Raw genomic sequence first — 19,700 nt, 5'->3', positions numbered from 1 at the left:
AAGGGAGGAACGTCATGTCCCAGCAGGCCTCACTCGGTGTCGCCGTCATCGGCACCGGCCGGATGGGCGCCGATCACGTGCGCCGGCTCACCGAGGTGATCAGCGGCGCCCACGTGGCCGCCGTCACCGACCTCGACACCGACCGTGCCAAGGCGATCGCCGCCGGCGTCGAGGGATGCGTGGCCTATGCCGACGCCGCCGAGGCGCTGGCCGCACCGGGCGTCGACGCCGTCCTCGTCGCCTCCCCGGGCCCCGCCCACGAGGCGGCTCTGCTCACCGCCTTCGAGCACGACCTGCCCGTCCTGTGCGAGAAGCCCCTCACCCCGGACTCCGCCTCCGCGCTGCGACTGCTGGAGGCGGAACAGCGGCTGGGGCACCGCAGGGTGCAGGTGGGGTTCATGCGCCGCTACGACCGTGAGTACGTCAAGCTCAAGTCCCTGCTGGACAGCGGAGAGCTGGGCAGGCCGTTGCTGCTGCACAACCGGCACCGCAACGCCGAGGCCCCGCCCGGATTCACCGACGCCATGGCGATCAACGACTCCGTCGCCCACGAGATGGACGTCACCCGCTGGCTGCTCGGCCAGGAGATCACCGCCGTCACCGTGCTGCGGCCCCGGCCGTCCGCGCACGCCCCCCAGGGCCTGAGCGACCCGCAGTTCGTCGTCTTCGAGACCGACGGCGGCGCCGTCGTCGACGTCGAGATCTTCCTCACCGCCCGCTACGGCTACCAGGTCCAGGCCGAGGCCGTCTGCGAGAACGGCACGGCCCGCATCGGCGACGGACACGACATGCTCGTCAACGCGGGCGGACGCTGGGGCGGCACGGTCACCCCGAGCTACCTCGAGCGCTTCGAGGACGCCTACGACCGCCAGGTCCAGGCATGGGCCGACGCCACCCGCCGCGGCGAGGTCACCGGACCCAGCACCTGGGACGGGTACGCCGTCGCCGTGATCTCCGAGGCGGGCGTCCGTGCCCGGACCGAGGGCATCCGCGTCGAGATCGAACTCGTCGAACGCCCCGCCCTCTACCGCTGATACCGCTGACCCACGACGGCTCCCCGGGGAACGGGTCGCCACGCAGGGCTCCGTGTCCCGGCGTACGACAGCGAGTGGTGTCCGTGCCACCTGTGGAAGGCGGACCTTCACCAGGGTCCGACGCCCCTCAGGCCTCTCCGGACAGGTCCAGCAGCACCTTGGAGGCGACCGTGCGGTCCTGAGCCGTGTCGAACGCGGCGACGGACCGCTCCAACGGGAAGGTGTGCGTGACGACCGGGTCGACAGGGAGGCCCTGGGCCAACAGGGACAGGGCCTCGTCGAACTCGGTGTCGAAGCGGAAGGACCCGCGCAGTTCCAGCTCACGGGTGACCGCGACATTGCCGAGCAGCCCGATCTCCCCGGGCGGCAGCAGCCCGAGCATGACCACGGTTCCGCCACGCCGTACCCGCTCCACACAGCTCCGCAGTCCGGCCGGTGCCCCGGACGCCTCGACGGCGATGTCGAAGACACCGGCCCAGGCGGGATCGGCGGGGCGGTCCGCCCGGGCGGTGGCGGTGGCGCCCACCTCACCGGCGATCCGCAGCGGCTCCTCGTGGAGGTCGCTGACGACGACCTCGGCGGCGCCCGCGTGCCGCAGCACCGCGACGACCAGACAGCCGATCGGACCGGCGCCGGTGACCAGCACCCGCTTGCCCTTCACCTCACCCGCCCGGCGCACGGCGTGCAGCGCCACCGCCAGCGGCTCGGCGAGCACAGCACGGCGCAGGTCGAGTCCGGGCGGCAGCTCCCGGACCTGACCGGCGGGCACGGCGATGACCTGGGCGAACCCGCCCTGCACGTGCGGAGTGTGGGCCGCGCTGCCCAGATAGCGGGTGTGCGGGCAGATGTTGCGCGTGCCGCGCGCGCACTCGGGACAGACCCCGCAGGGTGTGGCCGGATGGATCGCGACGGCCGTGCCCACCGCCGGAGCGGCCGGCCCCTCGACCCCGGGCCCGAGCGTGGCGACATGGCCCACCACCTCGTGGCCGAGCACCATGGGCTCGCTCACTGCGAAGTCGCCCACCCGGCCCCGGTGGTAGTAGTGCAGATCGGAACCGCAGATCCCGCCGAGGGCGACGGCGACCGCGATCTCACCGGCCGCGGGACCGTCGTACGGCCGCTCCTCGACCCGGAGGTCGCCGGCTCCGTGGACAACACACGCGTGCATGGGGGCTCCTTGGGAGGTCGGCCGGGTCACAGGACAGACAGCATGCCGCCGTCGACGTACAACAGCTGCCCGTTGACGAAGTCGGAGGCGGGGGAGGAGAGGAAGAGCAGGGCACCGACCAGGTCCTCCACCTTGCCCCAGCGGCCGGCGGGAGTGCGCCCCCGCACCCAGGCGCTGAACTCCTCGTCCGCGACCAGCGCGGAGGTCAGTTCGGTGTCGAAGTAGCCGGGGCCGATGCCGTTGACCTGGATGCCGTGCGGCCCGAGGTCGGCGCACATGCCCTTGGTGAGCATCTTCAGTCCGCCCTTGGTCGCCGCGTAGGGAGCGATGCCCGGACGTACCGCCTCGCTCTGCAGCGAGCAGATGTTGATGATCTTGCCGTGGCCCCGGGGAACCATACGGCGGGCGACCTCACGTCCCACGAGGAAGGCGCTGGTGAGGTTGGTGTCGAGCAGGCCGTGCCAGTCCTCGTCGGTGAAGTCGAGGAAAGGAGCCCGGCGTTGGGCCCCGGTGTTGTTGACGAGGATGTCGATCGGTCCGGCCCGGTCCTCGATCCGGGCGACGGCGGCGGCGACCGCGGCGGAGTCGGTGACGTCGAAAGCCTCCGCGAGGACCGACGTCCCGAAGGTCTCGGCCAACTCCTTGCGGGCGCTCTCCAGGGCGACGGTGTCCCGGCCGTTGAGGACGACCGTGCAGCCGGCCTCCAGGAGCCCGGCTGCCAGCGCCCGGCCGATGCCGCGGCTCGACCCGGTGACCAGGGCGACCTTGGCGGTGACGTCGAAAAGGGGGTGGCTCACGAGGACCTCTCAGGTGTGGCTCGGTGTGAAGCGGGCCGGGTGATGAGCACGTGCTGCGTCGGACACGACTCCCTGACTACTTTTCCCACTGAATGGAAACGTTGTCTGCTCAATGGAAAACATCGTCGGCGTGGCAGGGTGCCGATGTCAACCACCGGGTGACGCGCCGAGCCGGGCTGGCCGCTGGGCGACACCGCTGAGTGGGAAGGCTTTCCGGCCAGTGGTAATTTGCCGCTGTGAGCAGCAGCGAGGTACCGGCGGATGTGGTCGGACGGGCGATCCGGCTGCTCGTCCTGGTGGGCGAGCACCCGCACGGCATCACCCTGTCCGAACTGGCCCGCGCCAGCGGCGTCCCCGTCAGCACGGCCCACCGGCTGGTCAACTCCCTCTGCCGCGAGGGCCTGGTGGACTTCGAGGCCGACGGCAAGCGCTACAAACCGGGCCTCAAGCTCTTCCAGCTCGGCCAGCGGGCGGGCCAGGTGTACGGATTCGCCGGTACCGCACTCCCCGTGATGCAGCGCGTGACGCGGCAGACCGAGGAAGCCACCCTGATGTCCGTGCTCGACGGCACCCGGCACCTGTACGTGCACTACGTGGACGGCCCTCTGCCGGTCGGCGTCCGCAGCGAGCCGGGCCGCCACGGGCCGCTGCACTGCACCTCGATGGGCAAGGTCCTGCTGGCCTTCGCCCCCGACGACGTACGCGCCGACCTGCTGGGCCGCGTCGAGCTGACCCCGCACGGACCGAACAGCATCACCGACCGCGGCGTCCTGCGCACCCACGTGGCCCGCGCCGCCGAACTCGGCTACGCCACGGCCGACGAGGAGCACCACGCGGGCCTGCGCGCCGTGGCGGTCCCGATCCTGCGCCCCGACGGCACCGTCTTCGCCGCCCTGTCCACCGCGGCGCCCGCCTTCCGCCGCAGCATGGACGACCTCGTCGCCATGGTCCCGCTGCTGCGGTCGGCGGCGGCCGAGCTGGGCGTCCGGCTGCCCGCCCGCTGACGCACCCTCCCCACGGGCCCCGGGGCAGGGGATGCTCACTCCTGAGGGCGCGTGGGCGCGCCCCCGGCCGGGAGGGCGGACGGGTATGGGCAACCGCGACGGACAGCGACAGCGGACGGGACAGCTCGACGGAAGGACCGCGCTGGTCACCGGGGCCGGCACCGGCATCGGCCGGGAGACGGCGCTGATGCTCGCGCAGGAGGGCGCGACGGTGGTCCTCGTCGGACGCCGGCAGCACATCCTCGACGAGGTCGCCGTCGTCATCGAGGACGCCGGAGGCACGGCGCTCACCCACTCCACGCATGTCGAGAACGCCGAGGAGGTACGGGAGTTGGTCGACTGGACCCGGGATGCCGCCGGGCCCGTCGACATCCTCGTCAACAACGCGGGCGGTGCCAGCAGGGTCGTCGACGTCCGCTGGATCGGCGAGGACGAGTGGAACGCCGTCATGGGCGTCAACCTCACCGCGGTCTATCTGCTCACCCGGGCCGTCCTCCCGGACATGCTGGAGCGCGGCGGCGGCTCGATCATCACCATCTCCTCGCTCGCCGCGATCCGGCCCACCCTCCTCGGCGGAGCCCCCTACGGCGCGGCGAAGGCGGGCGTGCGCAACTTCATGACCTATCTGCACAACACCTTCCGCAACGACCTCGTCCGCGCCACCCGCATCCTCCCCGGCGAGGTCAACACCCCGATCCTGGACAGCCGTGCCGCCCCGCCGAGCGAGGAGCAGCGGGCGGCCATGGTGCAGCCCGAGGACGTGGCACGGGCCGTACTGCTGTGCGCCACGCTCCCGCAGCGGACGGTCGTCGAGGAGCTGGTCATCGCCCCCACCCTGCTGCGGGACACCTCCGCCGACGTCGAGGCGAGCCGCTGGATCGGGGCCCCGGAGGACGCCCGCCCCGCGGGGTGACCGGGGTCGGAGCCGCGGCGGCCGTCCTGCCGCGGCACTGGCCGTAGGGGAAGGGCACGAAGTCGGCGTGCACGAAAAACGTCCGGGCCGGCCCCGCGAAGGGCCGGCCCGGACGCTGTGTTCGGGACGATCAGACCAGGTCGAAGCGGTCCAGGTCGGAGACCTTGGCCCACGCCGCGACGAAGTCCTTCACGAACTTCTCCTTGGCGTCGTCGCTCGCGTAGACCTCGGCGAGGGCACGCAGCTCGGAGTTCGAGCCGAAGACGAGGTCGGCACGGGTGCCGGTCCACTTGACCTCGCCGGTGTCCGCGTCCCGGCCCTCGAAGAGGGTCTGGTCCGCGGACGTGGACTTCCAGGCCGTACCCAGGTCGAGCAGGTTGACGAAGAAGTCGTTGGTGAGCACGCCCGGGGTCTCGGTGAGGACGCCGTGCGTGGACTGGGCGTGGTTGGCGCCCAGGGCCCGCAGGCCACCGACGAGGACCGTCAGCTCGGGGGCGCTCAGGGAGAGCAGGTTCGCCTTGTCGAGCAGCAGGTACTCCGCGGGGAGGCGGTTGCCCTTGCCCTGGTAGTTGCGGAACCCGTCGGCCGTCGGCTCCAGCGCGGCGAACGACTCCGCGTCCGTGTGCTCCTCGGTCGCGTCCACGCGGCCCGGGGTGAACGGAACCACGACGTCGTGCCCGGCGTCCTTGGCGGCCTTCTCGACCGCGGCGGCACCGCCGAGGACGATCAGGTCGGCCAGGGAGACCTTCTTGGCGCCGGTGTTGAACTCCGACCGGACGCCCTCCAGGACGCTCAGGACGTGACGCAGGTCGTCCGGGTTGTTGACCTCCCAGCCGCGCTGGGGCTCCAGGCGGATACGGGCACCGTTGGCGCCGCCGCGCTTGTCGCTGGCACGGAAGGTGGAGGCCGACGCCCACGCGGTGGACACCAGCTGCGAGACGGTCAGACCCGAGGCGAGGAGCTTGGCCTTGAGCGCCGCGATGTCGGCGGCGTCGATGACCGCGCCCTCGGCCTCCGGCAGCGGGTCCTGCCAGATCAGCGTCTCCGCCGGGACCTCGGAACCGAGGTACAGCGACTTCGGGCCCATGTCACGGTGGGTCAGCTTGAACCAGGCGCGGGCGAAGGCGTCCGCGAACTGCTCGGGGTTCTCGTAGAAGCGACGCGAGATCTCCGCGTAGATCGGGTCGAAGCGGAGCGACAGGTCGGTGGTGAGCATCGTCGGGAGCTTCGTCTTCGACGCGTCGTGGGCGTCGGGGATGATCGCCTCGGCGTTCTTCGCCACCCACTGGTTCGCGCCGGCCGGGCTCTGGGTGAGCTCGTACTCGTACTCGAAGAGGTTCTTGAAGAAGTTGTTGCTCCACTGCGTGGGCGTCTCCGTCCACGTCACCTCCAGGCCGGAGGTGATGGCGTCGCCGCCCTTGCCGGTGCCGTGGGTGGACTTCCAGCCGAGGCCCTGCTCCTCCATGGAGGCGGCCTCGGGGTCGTCGCCCACGTTGTCCGCGGGGCCGGCGCCGTGGGTCTTGCCGAAGGTGTGGCCACCGGCGATGAGGGCGACGGTCTCCTCGTCGTTCATCGCCATGCGGCGGAACGTCTCACGGATGTCGCGGGCCGCGGCGATCGGGTCCGGGTTGCCGTTGGGGCCCTCCGGGTTGACGTAGATCAGACCCATCTGGACGGCGCCGAGCGGGTTCTCCAGCTCGCGGTCGCCGGTGTAGCGCTGGTCGTCCAGCCAGGTGGTCTCGGGACCCCAGTACACGTCCTCGTCGGCCTCCCAGACGTCGGCGCGGCCGCCGCCGAAACCGAAGGTCTCGAAGCCCATCTGCTCCAGGGCGACGTTGCCGGTGAGGATCATGAGGTCGGCCCAGGAGATGGACTGGCCGTACTTCTTCTTGACCGGCCACAGCAGACGGCGGGCCTTGTCGAGGTTGCCGTTGTCCGGCCAGCTGTTCAGCGGCGCGAAGCGCTGCTGACCGCGACCGCCACCGCCGCGGCCGTCGCTGATGCGGTAGGTACCGGCGCTGTGCCAGGCCATACGGATCATCAGCGGGCCGTAGTTGCCGAAGTCGGCCGGCCACCAGTCCTGCGAGGTGGTCAGTACCTCGGCGATGTCCTGTTTCACGGCGGCGAGGTCGAGGTTCTTGAACGCCTCGGCGTAGTCGAAGGTCTCACCCAGAGGGTTCGCCACGACGGGGTCCTTGGCGAGGATCTTCAGGTTGAGCCGCTCCGGCCACCACTGACGGTTCCCGCCCCCCTGGGTCGGGTGCGCGGCGCGCCCGTGGGCGACCGGGCAGCCTCCCGTCTCCTCGGGCTTGGGGTCTGTGACGATTGCGTCGTGGTTCTCAGTCATCGGGGGAGTCCTTCCGAAAACGGGGGGTGGATCACGGTGCTGAAAGGCTGGCTTTGGCTTGGGAACACCGGGGGCACAGGCCCCAGTAGATGACCTCGGCTTCGTCGACGGCGAAGCCGCGGTCGTCGGAGGCGGTCAGGCACGGTGCGTGCCCGACCGCGCAGTCGACGTCGACCACGGCAGCGCACGAGCGGCACACGAGGTGGTGGTGGTTGTCCCCGACACGGCCCTCGTACAGGGCGGGGCTGCCGGGTGGTTCGAGGCGGCGTACGAGCCCGACGCCGGTGAGCGCGTTCAGAGCCTCGTACACGGCCTGGAGCGATATGTGGCCCACGCGGTCGCGTACTCCGGAGGCGATCGCTTCGACGCCGAGGTGGTCTCCGTCCCGGACGGTTTCCAGCAGCGCCACGCGCGCGGCCGTCACGCGCAGGCCGGCACCGCGCAGCTCCTCGGCGGTGTTCGGAGGCTGGGATGCGGTCATGGCGACCAACCTACCCTCATAAACACGAACAGTTCAAGAAAACGAACTATCCAGGTTTGCTGTGCCGCCCCGGCCACCGTTCGTGACCGTCGGCGAGGGTCGGGTGCGGCCCGTGGCACTCACGTCGGGAACAACGACCATGGCGGCTTCAGGTGCCGAGAGACCGACGGCCGAGATCGGCGGGCCGGAGGGGGCGGGCGCCGGGACGTGGGGTCGCCCGGCAGATCGTGGTGGCCCTCGGCGCGGCCGTCGGCAGGGCGCTGCTCGGCGCCTCCTTCCGGGTCAACCGGGACCGCGGCGCGCTGCGCCCATGTCTCCGGACGGATCGTTCGGGCCGCCGTCGTGGCCACGCGCCACCTGTCCGCCGCACTCCGTGCCGACGACGATGGCGAGGGCGCGTACGCGGGACCCGGGACCGGTGTCGGACCTGAGGGTGGCCGCCGAAGCCTTGGCCAAGAGTGGGCCGTGGTCCCCGTGCCGTCGTCGCCGTGCCGCGACGCTCACGGCTTGCGGCCGACCCCGCCGAAGCAGTCCACTTCCCACGGCTCGTCGGAGCCGCCCCGCTCGGCCCGCCACCGGGCCACGGACACGACCCCGGGTTCCAGCGGTTCCAGCCCGTCGAAGAAGCGGGTGAGCTGCTCGGGGGAGCGGTTGACGCGTGGGTTGTCACTCGTCTCGTTCCAGTGCTCGACCATCTTCCGCATCGCTTCCGGCCGGTACACCTCCGTGCTGTCGCCGAGCACGAGGTGGCTGCCGGAGGGCAGGGCGTCGAGGAGCCGGGTGACGATCCCGTACACGCTCTCGTCGGGCACATGGGCGGTGATGCCGAGCAGCATGAGGGCGACCGGGCTGGTGAGGTCGAGGGTGTCGGCCGCGCGTTCGAGGATGGTGTCCGGGTCGCGCAGGTCGGCCGCGACGAAGGCGGTGGCGCCCTCGGAGGTGCTGGTGAGCAGGGCGTTGGCGTGGGCGAGCACGGTCGGGTCGTGGTCGACGTAGACGATCCGGGCGTCCCGGGCCGTGCGCTGGGCGACCTCGTGGGTGTTGTCCGCGGTGGGCAGCCCGGTGCCGATGTCGAGGAACTGGCGTAAGCCGGCCTCCTCGGTCAGGTGAGTGACCGTTCTGCGCAGGAACGCCCGCTGGGCGCGGGCGATGTCGACGATCTGGGGGTTCACCCCGCGGATCTCGTCCCCGACCTGCCGGTCGATCTCGTAGCAGTCCTTGCCCCCGAGCCAGTAGTTCCAGATCCGGGCCGAGTGCGGAACACCGCTGTTGATCACCGGACGGTCAAGTGGCATGGAAGCTCCCCGTGTTGGCGCATGCAGACGCCACCAACCTAGCAAGATCGCCACGTACGTGATCAGCACACAGCCACCGGAACGACCGCCCACCGTCGAGATCCGGCCGACCGCGGCCCGCGGGCTTCCCGGCCGCGATGCCACGTCGGGGAGGCCCAAGTGGTTACGGGCTGACGCGGGTACGCGGGCACGGCTGCGTTGTCGTGGGCGAAACAGTCAGGCGATCGACGGCCACCGGTTGGCGGCCCACTCCCGCTGGCCCGCCCGGCCGGAGGAGGCGTCAGGTCGGGCTCTTCGAAGTACACCCGCCTGTGCAGGATGTCGGCCTCGGCCATCGGGAGCGTCTCGTCGGGCGTCCGGGGCGGCGTGCCGTGCTTCTCGGCGAGTTGCGAGCCTTCATGATCTTTCCGGGCCTCTGGAGCCTGATCACGGCCTCGACAGAGCATGGACAAGGCCACGCCTCGTCATCTGAGCTGCCGGTAGCTCGCTCCGGGGCCGAGCCGGAGATGGTGCGCCGGTCGTGCGTTGCGGCTTGGGGAGCGGTGGTCGGCGATGTCGATGCCGTTGCCGACAGCACAGGCCGTGCGGGTTCGGGAATCCGGGTGGCCTCCCGCTGCGTTTGGCTGACAGCCGCTCCTACGCCCCTGCTTCGTCCAGGAGACCTCTCCCATGCCAGAGCCAGAGATCGATGCTGTCGTGTTCGACGTGCTCGGCACGCTCGTAGACGAACCCGCCGGTATCCGTGCCGGCATCCGTCAACTCGACCCATCGCTCGACGGCCCCGGTATCGAGCGGCTCTTGTCGCTGTGGCAGCAGCACATCGACCGCGAGCAACGTCGCATCCTCGACGGCGTTCGGCCCTACCTCACCAGCGACGTCCTCGACCTGGAAGCCGCCCGGCTCGTCGCTGATGCCGCCGGAGTGGACGACCCGACCGCCGTGGCGGCGTTGTCCCTGTCAGGTCGCAGGCTCCCGCCGTGGCCCGACACCGTGGCAGGGCTCGCCCGACTCGCCGAACGGTTCCCGCTGATCGGACTCTCCAACGCGAGTCGGACGGCTCTGCTGGGGCTCAACGCCCACGCCGGCCTGCGCTGGCACCAGGCCCTGTCCGCCGAAGACGCCCGGACCTACAAACCGGACCCGGCCGTCTATCAGTTGGCTGTCACCGTCTCCGGACGCCCGCCGGAGCGGCTGCTGATGGTCGCCGCCCACGCCTGGGACCTGCGCGGAGCGCAGGGCCTCGGCCTGCGCACCGCCTACGTCGCCCGCCCCGTCGGCGACCCGCCCACCCACTCGGACGGGTTCGACCTGCACGCCGACGACCTGGCCGGCTTGGTCGACCAACTGGACCATGCCTGGTAGGACCTGCCCTGGCGATCTCGGCGGTGGCCTTGACCTCAAGCTTGCTTGAGGTCAAGGAGCGATCTGCGTGAACAGCGAAACCGCTGGTATCAAGGCCGCCGAACAGGCCGTGGCTACCGTCGAAGGCCCCCAGCGTTCCACAGAGGCCGAGGTGTTCCTCGCGCACTTCCCCACCCGAGGCCCAGTGGACAACCGCCCACGGCAGGGTCCTGGTGAGGTTCGAAGCGATCGCTGAGTTTCCTCATGCCGTGCCGTGCAGCCCAAGGCAAGCTGGGACGGCGAAGGACAACACCCTGCCTCGGCAAAGCGGATATGCCGACGACACGGTGCCGGCCACCGCCCTACCGCACCTACCTCTCGCCCGCGCCGGAAATCCGCGAACCTCTCGGTGCGGGGCCCACCCGTGAGCATGCTGCGTATCGACGCCTACCCTGGAGCCGCCGATGCCGTGCCGCCCCCCGACCCTCGATGTCCAGACGGTCGCCGAGCTCTACTCGCAACTCTCCGGAGTGCTGGCCGGATTCGCGCTCGCGGCCGTGTTCATCGTCATCTCCCACTTTCTCGGCGACGCCGCACCGACTGGTCGCAGGGAGGAAGCGCTCGGCCAAGCCCTTCCCCCGCTACTCGCGGCCCTGCTCGGGCTGGTCATGAGCTCGCTCACCTACTGCGTCGTCGCGGCCGACGGAGACAACCCCGGCCGAGCGCTGTTCCAGCACGTCGTGGCCGGCGTCGGTTTCTCCGTCGCCGGAGCGCTGCTCATCTTCGCCACCGTCCTGCTCATCGAAGGTGTGCTGCCCTACGACCCCGTCCACTACGCACGGCGCCTGCTCGGACAGTGCGTGCCCCTGCCGATTTTCGCGCTCCTGTGCGACGGCGCGTACGCCTACGGCAAGGCGTACAACGGGGGGCGGGCCCCCGGCTGGCTGGGCGTCCTGATCGTCCTGCTGCTGTCCTCGGTGCTCGCCGTGTCCGTCCTCGGCTATGCGGCGTACGGCCGTCCCGGTCTGGACGGGATCCGGGTGACCGGTGGCGGGGCCACCCGGGCGATCGCGGTGAGCGGACTGTCGATCGTGACCGTGTGTCTGCTGAGCGTCGTGACGACGATGGGGCTCGCCGGCACGGGCTGCTCTGTACCCATCGGTGCCGTGGTCACCGTCCTGCTCTGCGGATTTCTCGCGGCCGTGGGCCTGTGCGTCTGGCTCTTCGTCACCCGCCCGGTCCGCCCCACAGTCCCGGTCCCGGCTCCCACGCGGGCACCCGTCGCCTGACTAGTCGCCGCCGCTCCCGGTCACCAGCACCACCTCCAGGGTGCGCGGGCCGTGCACCCCCTCCACCCGGTCCAGCTCGATGTCGCTGGTGGCGGACGGCCCTGAGATCCAGGTCAACGGGCGGGCCGGATCGAGGCGTTCGAGCGCCTGCGGGACCGACGACACGACCTGTTCCGGTACGCGGACGACGCAGATGTGGTGGTCGGGTACGAGGGTGATCCGGCGGCGGCCCTGGTCGGGGGAGCCGTCGAGGACGATCGTGCCGGTCTCGGCGATGGCGAGGGCGCAGGCCGTGACGACGCTGTCGACCCGGTCCAGCTCGTCCGCGGTGCTCTCCCGCCGGTCCGGCACCCGCGTCGCGTCGGTCGCCGACAGCCACTCCTCGCGCAGCCCCGGGGGAGCCAGCACCGACTTCGAGCCGTGTTCGCGCAACAGCCCCGCGACGACCCCGGCGAGCCCGTCCGCGTCCGTGCGGTGCACGATCGCCCGGTAGTCCGCCAGGTTCTCCGCCAGCAGCTCCACCGTCTCCTCGATGCCCAGCGCTCCGTGCTCCCGGAGATAACCCCGTTCGACCGCCTGCTCGTACGGCGTGGCGTCCCGGGGGACGTCGGCGAGGGCGCGCCGCACCCGGCCCAGAATCAGATCCCTGCTGCTCACTTGCCCGTGTCCTTTCCGCCGTTCGTACGCTGCCACCAGTCCCGGAACGGCTCGGCGGGCAGCGCGGGAAGATCGCGGCTGGCACTCCACGCCCTGCCGGGGCCCGGCAGCGTACGGGGATGGAAGCGGCGGGTGCGGGACGCGAGCCGCTGCCCGGTGCGCAGCGCGCCGGGGTGGCTGAACGCCCAGCGGGCCGCGCGCATCGCCGCCCGCTCGGCGGCGTGCCCCTTCGCGGGCTTGAGGACGACCTTGTTGCCCTGTTCCGTCACCGGGCCGCCCTGCGCGACCCGCTCCCGCAGATGCACCAGCACCTCCGGGATGTCGATGGCGACCGGGCACACCTCGTAGCAGGCGCCGCACAGCGAGGAGGCGTACGGCAGGGAGGCGTCGATCTCGCTTCCCGTGCCCCGGAGCTGGGGGCTCAGGATGGCGCCGATCGGCCCCGGGTAGACCGAGCCGTACGCGTGGCCGCCCGCCCGCTCGTACACCGGGCAGACGTTGAGGCAGGCCGAGCAGCGGATGCAGCGCAGGGCCTGGCGGCCCACCTCGTCGGCGAGGGTGTCGGTGCGGCCGTTGTCGATGAGGACGAGGTGGAAGGCCTGCGGGCCGTCCTCGTCGGTGGTGCCGGTCCAGGTGGAGGTGTACGGGTTCATCCGCTCGGCCGTGGAGGAGCGGGGGAGGGTCTGCAGGAACACCTCCAGGTCCTGCCAGGTCGGGACGATCTTCTCGATGCCGACGACGGAGATCAGGGTCTCGGGCAGGGTGAGGCACATCCGGCCGTTGCCCTCGGACTCCACGACCACCAGCGTGCCGGTCTCGGCGACCATGAAGTTGGCGCCGGAGACACCGACCTTGGCGCGCAGGAACTTCTCCCGCAGATGCAGCCGCGCGGCGTCCGCCAGCTCGGCGGGCGAGTCGGTGAGGCCTTCGGGGGCCGGGCGGCCCCACTCGCTCATCTCGCGCGCGAAGATGTCACGGATCTCGCCCCGGTTGCGGTGGATCGCCGGGACGAGGATGTGCGAGGGCCGGTCCTTGCCCAACTGCACGATGAGTTCGGCGAGGTCGGTCTCGTAGGCGTTGATCCCCTCGGCCTCCAGCGCCTCGTTCAGCCCGATCTCCTGCGTGGCCATCGACTTGACCTTGACGACCTCGCTCTCCCCGGTCGCCTTGACGAGATACGTGACGATCCGGTTGGCCTCGTCCGCGTCGGCGGCCCAGTGGACCGTGCCGCCCGCGGCCGCGACCGCCTCCTCCAACTGCACGAGATACCGGTCGAGATGACGGAGCGTGTGGTCCTTGATCTGCTTGCCGGCCTCGCGCAGCGCGGCCCAGTCGGACATCTCCGCGACCGCGGCCGCGCGTTTGGCGCGGATGGTGTGCGTGGCGTGGCGCAGATTGCCGCGCAGGGTCGTGTTGTGCACGGCTTCGTGCGCGGCCTTCGGGAAGGCCGGCATACCGAGATACGTCCCGCTCATACGAGGGGCTCCTCTTCCGTGCTCGCCAGGATCTCCGCGATGTGGACCGGCCGTACGGCCGTGCGCAGCCGGGTCATCGTGCCGCCGATGTGCATCAGGCACGAGTTGTCGGCCGCGCACAGCACCTCGGCGCCCGTCGACTCGGCGTTGCGCACCTTGTCCGTGCCCATGGCCGCCGAGACATCGGAGTTCTTCACGGCGAACGTGCCGCCGAAGCCACAGCACTCGTCGGCGCCCGGCAGCTCCACCAGCTCCAGCCCCTTCACGGCCCGGAGCAGCCGGTGCGGCCGCTCGGCGAGGCCGAGGCTCCGCAGCCCGTGGCAGGTCGGGTGGTACGTCACCTTGTGCGGGTAGTACGCGCCGACGTCGGTCACGCCCAGCACGTCCACCAGGAACTCGGTCAGCTCGTACGTCTTCGGCACGACCGGCGCCAGCGTCCGCGCCAGGGTGTCCCCGCGCCCCTCCGCCCGCGCTCGCTCACCCATCCGCGGATACAGCTCCCGCACCATCGCCCCACACGAGCCGGACGGAGTCACGATCGCCTCGTAGTCCCGGAATACATCGGAGAACTTCCGGGCCAGCGGCTCGGCCTCGTGTCGGTACCCGGTGTTGTAGTGCGCCTGCCCGCAGCAGGTCTGACCCATCGGGAAGTCGACGTCCACACCCAGCCTGGTCAGCAGTTTCACCATGGCCCGGCCGGTGTCCGGATAGAGCGTGTCGTTGACACAGGTCAGGAACAAGGCGACACGCATCGCGGCTCCTTGGGGGTCGATCATCGGATGAGTGCAGAGTACGGGGTGAGTACGAGAAGGGCGAGAGCCCCCCGCCGATCGGCTTTCACGGGCGAACCCGCGCGTCGGCCGGCGAGAGGAAAGGACCCGCGCCGGCCGACGGGGGGAAGCCCCCGCCCGAGGACGTCGCGCTCACCGTGCGGTGAGCCGGGCCTCCGCCGCGCGCCAGGCCGCAGGGTCGCCCTGCGGCTCGTACCGCACCAGCGGCTGGGTGCGGGCGAGGAGCCGCCGTATCGAGGCACGGTCGCCCACCAGGCCGTGGGTGCGGGCCTGGACGAGGACGTTGCCCAGGGCCGCCGCCTCCGCCGGTCCCGCCACCACCGGCAGCCCGCAGGCGTCGGCGGTGAGCTGGCAGAGCAGGGCGTTGCGGGTGCCGCCACCCACGATGTGGACGACGTCCACGGGGTGGTCGGCCAGTGCCTGGGCCTCGGCCACGGCCCGCCGGTGGGCGAGGGCCAGCGAGTCGAGGATGCACCGGGTGACCTCGGCGGGCGTCTGTGGAACGGGCTGTCCCGACTCCCGGCACGCCCGCGCGATCCGCTCCGGCATCCGGCCGGGCGCGAGGAACGCCGAGTCCCCGGCGTCCACGACCGACCGCAGCGCGGGCACCTCCGCCGCGGCCCGCAGCAGTTCCCCGAGATCCGGGTCCCCCCACTCCCGTACGCACTCCTGCAGCAGCCACAGCCCCATGATGTTCCGGAGGTAGCGGACCGTGCCGTCGAGCCCCAGCTCATTGGTGAAGTTGGCCGCCCGGCTCGCCTCGGTCAGCACCGGAGCCTCCAGCTCCAGGCCGGCCAGCGACCAGGTGCCGGTGCAGATGTACGCGAAACGCTCACCGGTGGCCGGGACGGCCGCCACCGCCGACGCCGTGTCGTGCGACCCGACCGTCGTCACCGGAACCGGTCCCGTCAGTCCGGTCTCCTCCAGCACCCGCCGCTGCAGCAGCCCCGCCGGATCCCCGGGCCGTCGCAGCGGCCCGAACAGGTCCAGGTCGACCCCGAGCCGCGCCGCCACGTCGTACGACCAGTCGCGCGTCCGGGGGTCGATCAGCTGCGTCGTCGAGGCGTTGGTCAGCTCGGTCCCCAGCTCACCGGTCAGCCAGTACGTCAGCAGGTCCGGGATGAGCAACAGCCGCTTCGCGTACGCCAGCTGGGCGGACGACCGGGCGGCGACCAGCTGGTACAGCGTGTTGAAGGGCGCGTACTGCAACCCGGTCGCCGCGTACAGCTCGGCGGCGGGCACGGTGGCCCATACCTTCTCCGCGACACCCTCGGTACGGGTGTCCCGGTAGTGCACCGGGTTGCCCAGCAGGGCCCCGTCGGCGTCGAGCAGCCCGTAGTCGACGGCCCAGCTGTCGATCCCGACGGAGTCGACCTGCCCGGCCGCCTTCAGCCCGTCCAGGACCCCCGCGTACAGCGCGAGCACGTCCCAGCGCAGCCCCTCGGGCGTGCGCACCGGGCGGTTGGGGAAGCGGTGGGCCTCGACCAGCTCCAGCGAGTCCCGCCCCGCGCGGCCGACCATGACACGCCCACTGGACGCCCCGAGGTCGACCGCCGCGTACGACTTCACGGACCCGCTCGTCGCATGCGTGCTCATCGGAGGAAGGCGGCGGCCACGCCGGCGTCGACCGGGACGTGCAGACCGGTGGTGTGCGTCAGCTCCCCGCCCGTCAGCGCGAACACCGCGTTCGCCACGTGGTCCGGCAGCACCTCACGCTTGAGGATGGTCCGCTGCGCGTAGAACTCGCCCAGCTTCTCCTCCTCGATCCCGTAGGTCGCCGCACGCTGCGCGCCCCAGCCCGCCGCGAAGATCCCGGAGCCACGCACCACACCGTCGGGGTTGACCCCGTTGACGCGGATGCCGTGCTCACCCAGCTCGGCGGCCAGCAGCCGCACCTGGTGCGCCTGGTCGGCCTTGGTGGCGGAGTAGGCGATGTTGTTGGGTCCGGCGAACACGGCGTTCTTCGAGGCGATGTAGACGATGTCGCCGCCCAGCCCCTGCGCGATCATCACGCGGGCCGCCTCACGCGACACGAGGAAGGAACCGCGCGCCATGATGTCGTGCTGGAGATCCCAGTCCCTGGCCGACGTCTCCAGCAGCGGCTTGGAGATCGAGATGCCCGCGTTGTTGACGACGAGGTCGACACCGCCGAAGGCCAGCGCGGCGGCCTTGAAGGCCGCACCGATCTGCTCCTCGTCCGTCACGTCGACGGTCACGGCGACGGCCTTGTCGGCCCCGCCCAGCTCCTCGGCGACGGAAGCGGCGTTCTCGCCGTTGAGATCGGCGACGACGACACAGGCGCCCTCGGCGACCAGCCGATGGGCGATCGCCTTCCCGATCCCGCTCCCCGCACCGGTGACGAGCGCCACCCGCGTCGCGAGCGGCTTCGCCCTGGGCATCCGCTGGAGCTTGGCCTCCTCCAGCGCCCAGTACTCGATGCGGAACTTCTCCGACTCCTCGATCGGCGCGTACGTCGACACCGCTTCGGCGCCCCGCATCACGTTGATCGCGTTGACGTAGAACTCGCCGGCCACCCGCGCGGTCTGCTTGTCCTTGCCGAAGCTGAACATGCCCACGCCCGGGATCAGCACGATCGCCGGGTCGGCGCCGCGCATCGCGGGGGAGTCGGGCTCGGCGTGCCGCTGGTAGTAGGCGGCGTACTCCTCCCGGTACTCGGTGTGCAGCTCCTTCAGCCGCGCGATCGCCGTGTCGAGACCGGCGGCCGGCGGAAGGTCCAGCACGAGCGGCCGGACCTTCGTCCGCAGGAAGTGGTCGGGGCACGAGGTGCCCAGGGCGGCGAGCCGCGGATGCTCCGCGCTCGCCAGGAAGTCGAGGACGACCTCCGCGTCGGTGAAGTGTCCGACCTGCGGCTTGTCCTGCGAGGCGATCGCCCGGATGTGCGGCGCCAGGGCGGCGGCCCGCTCCCGGCGCTCCGGGGCGGCGAGCGCCGCGTACCCCTCGACGGAGGGCCCGAACGGCTCGGCCTTCCCGCGCTCGACGAGGAACTGCTCGGCCGTACGGATGATGTGCAGCGAGTTCTTCTCGCACTCCTCGGCGGTGTCACCCCAGGCGGTGATCCCGTGTCCGCCCAGCACACACCCGATGGCCTGCGGGTTCTCCCGCTTGACCGCCGCGATGTCCAGCCCCAGCTGGAACCCCGGCCGCCGCCACGGCACCCACACCACGCTGTCTCCGAAACACTCGGCGGTCAGCTTCTCCCCGTCGGCCGCGCAGGCGAGCGCGATCCCGGAGTCGGGGTGCAGGTGATCGACGTGGGCGGCGTCCACCAGCCCGTGCATGGCGGTGTCGATGGACGGCGCCGCCCCACCCTTGCCGTGCAGGCAGTAGTCGAACGCGGCCACCATCTCGTCCTCGCGCTCGACGCCCGGGTACACGTCGACGAGCGCCCGCATCCGGTCGAGCCGCAGCACGGCAAGCCCCGCCTCGGTGAGTGTCCCGAGGTCACCGCCGGACCCCTTCACCCACATCAGCTCCACATCACCCCCGGTGACGGGATCGGTGTCGGTCCCCTTGGCGGACGTGTTGCCACCGGCGTAGTTGGTGTTGCGGGGATCGGCACCGAGCCGACGGGACCGGGCGAGAAGAGCGGCGGCTTCGGAATGGGTTGCCATGTGCGATCAATCCTTACGGTGACGTGTGCAGAGAGGGGGAGCGGAGTGCCCCTTCAGGGGCGCGGGGAACTGCGCGACCAGCCACGAACCGGCCCGCAGTCCGCATCCGTCGGAACGTGGCAGACGAAATACGGCAATCGGCTTCAGCCCGGCGCAGCGGTCACGCCCCCCAACCCGCCTGTTCTCCACCGACCCGCTCCTCAACGATCTTCGAGGCCCACCCGGACCGGCGGTACGCCCCCATGGGATCGGCGTCCAACCCCATCTCCTCGCGCACCTCACGCAGCAACGGCCGGACATCCGTGTTGTACGCGTCCATCAGCACGGCGTTGGCCTCCAGCACATCCCCGGCCTGCTGGGCGGAGCGCAACGCGTCCCGGTCCACCAGCAGCGCCTTGGCCGTGGCCTCCTGCACGTTCATCACCGACCGGATGATCGCCGGGATCTTCGCCTCGATGTTGTGGCACTGGTCGAGCATGAACGCGACCTCGGGAGTGAACCCGCCGCCCCGCACGACCTCGTACATGATCCGGAACAGCTGGAACGGGTCGGCGGAGCCCACCATCAGGTCGTCGTCGGCGTAGAACCGGGAGTTGAAGTCGAACGCGCCGAGCTTCCCCTCGCGCAGCAGCGTCGCCACGATGAACTCGATGTTGGTCCCCGGCGCGTGGTGCCCGGTGTCGACCACGACCTGCGCCTTCGGCCCGAGCTTCAGGCAGTGGGCGTAGGCGGTGCCCCAGTCCGGCACGTCGGTCGCGTAGAACGCCGGCTCGAAGAACTTGTACTCCAGCAGCATCCGCTGCTCGTCCCCGAGCCGCGCGTAGACCTCGGCGAGCGCCTCGGCCAGCCGGTCCTGCCGCTCACGGATGTCGTCCTGGCCCGGATAGTTCGTACCGTCCGCGAACCACAGCTTCAGGTCCCGGGACCCGGTCGCGTCCATGATGTCGACGCACTCCAGCAGATGATCGACGGCCTTGCGGCGGATCGCCGCGTCCGGGTGGCAGACGCTGCCCAGCTTGTAGTCGTCGTCCTGGAAGGTGTTGGAGTTGATGGCGCCCAGCTTCACGCCACGCTCCTGCGCGTGCTTGGCGAGGGCCGCATAGTCCTCGACTTTGTCCCAGGGGATGTGCAGCGCGACGGTCGGGGCCACGCCGGTGAACTCGTGGACCTTCCCGGCATCGTCCAGCTTCTCCCAGGGATCGCGCGGAACACCCTGTTGGGCGAACACCTTGAAGCGTGTTCCGGAGTTTCCGTACGCCCACGACGGCGTCTCGATGGCCTGGGTCTTGAGGGCGGCCTTCACCGCGGCGAGCTCGGTCACGTCAGGGCTCCTACCGGCTTCGATGTCTGAAACGATTCAGTACCGGAAACTATGAGCGGCTCGCCGGACTGTCAACCCCTGGGCTGAATATCGTTCGCCGTGACCCTGTTGTGACCACTTCTATCGAAAGAATTTCGACCGGAACCCATTGACGT

Annotated in this window: 16 protein-coding genes; 5 read left to right on the top strand and 11 right to left on the bottom strand. The window is 71.0% G+C overall.

Translation table 11 applies throughout. From position 1 onward, the window contains the following. The first annotated feature begins 14 nt into the window (after positions 1–14). Complete coding sequence (locus AWZ10_RS30345) at positions 15–1,034, top strand: Gfo/Idh/MocA family protein (RefSeq protein WP_046707610.1); 1,020 nt, start codon at positions 15–17, stop codon at positions 1,032–1,034. Positions 1,035–1,161: 127 nt separating this feature from the next. On the opposite strand, the gene AWZ10_RS30340 is transcribed toward AWZ10_RS30345, so the two are convergent. After that, positions 1,162–2,202 (bottom strand): L-idonate 5-dehydrogenase, encoded by a 1,041-nt coding sequence (locus AWZ10_RS30340; protein ID WP_046707609.1) that lies wholly within the window; start codon positions 2,200–2,202, stop codon positions 1,162–1,164. 26 nt (positions 2,203–2,228) lie between these two features. Next, positions 2,229–2,999 (bottom strand): SDR family oxidoreductase, encoded by a 771-nt coding sequence (locus AWZ10_RS30335; protein WP_046707608.1) that lies wholly within the window; start codon positions 2,997–2,999, stop codon positions 2,229–2,231. A 236-nt stretch (positions 3,000–3,235) separates the two neighbouring features. Here AWZ10_RS30335 and AWZ10_RS52515 point away from each other — a divergent pair, with 236 nt between their 5' ends. Further along, positions 3,236–4,003, top strand: a complete 768-nt coding sequence (locus tag AWZ10_RS52515) for an IclR family transcriptional regulator (protein WP_060892553.1) — start codon at positions 3,236–3,238, stop codon at positions 4,001–4,003. 85 nt (positions 4,004–4,088) lie between these two features. Beyond that, positions 4,089–4,916, top strand: a complete 828-nt coding sequence (locus AWZ10_RS52510; protein ID WP_060892552.1) for an SDR family oxidoreductase — start codon at positions 4,089–4,091, stop codon at positions 4,914–4,916. A gap of 130 nt (positions 4,917–5,046) precedes the next feature. Here AWZ10_RS52510 and katG read toward each other — a convergent pair whose 3' ends face one another. From katG to AWZ10_RS30310, 3 genes are all read right to left on the bottom strand, one after another. Continuing rightward, positions 5,047–7,263 (bottom strand): catalase/peroxidase HPI, encoded by a 2,217-nt coding sequence (gene katG / locus AWZ10_RS30320; protein ID WP_060892551.1) that lies wholly within the window; start codon positions 7,261–7,263, stop codon positions 5,047–5,049. A gap of 31 nt (positions 7,264–7,294) precedes the next feature. Beyond that, positions 7,295–7,744: a Fur family transcriptional regulator gene (locus AWZ10_RS30315; protein WP_037698673.1), complete on the bottom strand. Its 450-nt coding sequence runs from the start codon at positions 7,742–7,744 to the stop codon at positions 7,295–7,297. A 500-nt stretch (positions 7,745–8,244) separates the two neighbouring features. Further along, the gene (locus AWZ10_RS30310; RefSeq protein WP_046707604.1) at positions 8,245–9,039 is read right to left on the bottom strand and encodes an SAM-dependent methyltransferase; all 795 of its coding nucleotides are present in this window, start codon (positions 9,037–9,039) and stop codon (positions 8,245–8,247) included. A 669-nt stretch (positions 9,040–9,708) separates the two neighbouring features. Between AWZ10_RS30310 and AWZ10_RS30305 the strand changes: the two genes are divergently transcribed. Beyond that, a complete protein-coding gene (locus AWZ10_RS30305; protein ID WP_060892550.1) occupies positions 9,709–10,401 on the top strand; it encodes a haloacid dehalogenase type II in 693 nt (230 codons plus the stop codon). 443 nt (positions 10,402–10,844) lie between these two features. Beyond that, positions 10,845–11,669: a hypothetical protein gene (locus AWZ10_RS30300; protein WP_060892549.1), complete on the top strand. Its 825-nt coding sequence runs from the start codon at positions 10,845–10,847 to the stop codon at positions 11,667–11,669. Here the strand turns inward: AWZ10_RS30300 and AWZ10_RS30295 are convergent, their stop codons facing one another. The 6 genes from AWZ10_RS30295 to rhaI all read right to left on the bottom strand — a co-directional run bounded on the left by AWZ10_RS30295 (position 11,670) and on the right by rhaI (position 19,545). Beyond that, positions 11,670–12,326 carry a LutC/YkgG family protein gene (locus tag AWZ10_RS30295; RefSeq protein WP_046705799.1) on the bottom strand — a complete coding sequence of 219 codons (657 nt, stop codon included), beginning with the start codon at positions 12,324–12,326 and terminating at the stop codon, positions 11,670–11,672. Then, complete coding sequence (locus AWZ10_RS30290; RefSeq protein WP_046705798.1) at positions 12,323–13,801, bottom strand: LutB/LldF family L-lactate oxidation iron-sulfur protein; 1,479 nt, start codon at positions 13,799–13,801, stop codon at positions 12,323–12,325. Before AWZ10_RS30290 ends, AWZ10_RS30295 begins: the two co-directional genes overlap by 4 nt. Next, entirely contained in the window at positions 13,798–14,553 is a 756-nt protein-coding gene (locus AWZ10_RS30285; RefSeq protein WP_046705797.1) for a (Fe-S)-binding protein, read from the bottom strand. The genes AWZ10_RS30290 and AWZ10_RS30285 overlap by 4 nt, the downstream gene beginning before the upstream one ends. A 171-nt stretch (positions 14,554–14,724) precedes the next feature. Further along, positions 14,725–16,161 carry a rhamnulokinase gene (locus tag AWZ10_RS30280; protein WP_046705796.1) on the bottom strand — a complete coding sequence of 479 codons (1,437 nt, stop codon included), beginning with the start codon at positions 16,159–16,161 and terminating at the stop codon, positions 14,725–14,727. 23 nt (positions 16,162–16,184) lie between these two features. Beyond that, entirely contained in the window at positions 16,185–18,224 is a 2,040-nt protein-coding gene (locus tag AWZ10_RS30275; RefSeq protein ID WP_046705795.1) for a bifunctional rhamnulose-1-phosphate aldolase/short-chain dehydrogenase, read from the bottom strand. 160 nt (positions 18,225–18,384) lie between these two features. Further along, the gene (gene rhaI, locus AWZ10_RS30270) at positions 18,385–19,545 is read right to left on the bottom strand and encodes an L-rhamnose isomerase (protein WP_060892548.1); all 1,161 of its coding nucleotides are present in this window, start codon (positions 19,543–19,545) and stop codon (positions 18,385–18,387) included. Positions 19,546–19,700: the final 155 nt, after the last annotated feature.

The sequence above is a fragment of the Streptomyces europaeiscabiei genome (genome assembly GCF_001550375.1).
In the GTDB taxonomy this organism is placed as follows: domain Bacteria; phylum Actinomycetota; class Actinomycetes; order Streptomycetales; family Streptomycetaceae; genus Streptomyces; species Streptomyces europaeiscabiei.
Note: the sequence above shows the minus strand (reverse complement) of the source record. Positions and strands in the feature narration are given on the sequence as shown.

Bases quoted from the DNA above. Each gene is read 5' to 3' on its own strand.
- AWZ10_RS30345 (WP_046707610.1), top strand. From the start codon at position 15: ATGTCCCAGCAGGCCTCACTCGGTGTCGCCGTCATCGGCACCGGCCGG.
- AWZ10_RS30340 (WP_046707609.1), bottom strand. From the start codon at position 2,202: ATGCACGCGTGTGTTGTCCACGGAGCCGGCGACCTCCGGGTCGAGGAG.
- AWZ10_RS52510 (WP_060892552.1), top strand. From the start codon at position 4,089: ATGGGCAACCGCGACGGACAGCGACAGCGGACGGGACAGCTCGACGGA.
- katG (WP_060892551.1), bottom strand. From the start codon at position 7,263: ATGACTGAGAACCACGACGCAATCGTCACAGACCCCAAGCCCGAGGAG.
- AWZ10_RS30315 (WP_037698673.1), bottom strand. From the start codon at position 7,744: ATGACCGCATCCCAGCCTCCGAACACCGCCGAGGAGCTGCGCGGTGCC.
- AWZ10_RS30310 (WP_046707604.1), bottom strand. From the start codon at position 9,039: ATGCCACTTGACCGTCCGGTGATCAACAGCGGTGTTCCGCACTCGGCC.
- AWZ10_RS30305 (WP_060892550.1), top strand. From the start codon at position 9,709: ATGCCAGAGCCAGAGATCGATGCTGTCGTGTTCGACGTGCTCGGCACG.
- AWZ10_RS30300 (WP_060892549.1), top strand. From the start codon at position 10,845: ATGCCGTGCCGCCCCCCGACCCTCGATGTCCAGACGGTCGCCGAGCTC.
- AWZ10_RS30290 (WP_046705798.1), bottom strand. From the start codon at position 13,801: ATGAGCGGGACGTATCTCGGTATGCCGGCCTTCCCGAAGGCCGCGCAC.
- AWZ10_RS30285 (WP_046705797.1), bottom strand. From the start codon at position 14,553: ATGCGTGTCGCCTTGTTCCTGACCTGTGTCAACGACACGCTCTATCCG.
- AWZ10_RS30275 (WP_046705795.1), bottom strand. From the start codon at position 18,224: ATGGCAACCCATTCCGAAGCCGCCGCTCTTCTCGCCCGGTCCCGTCGG.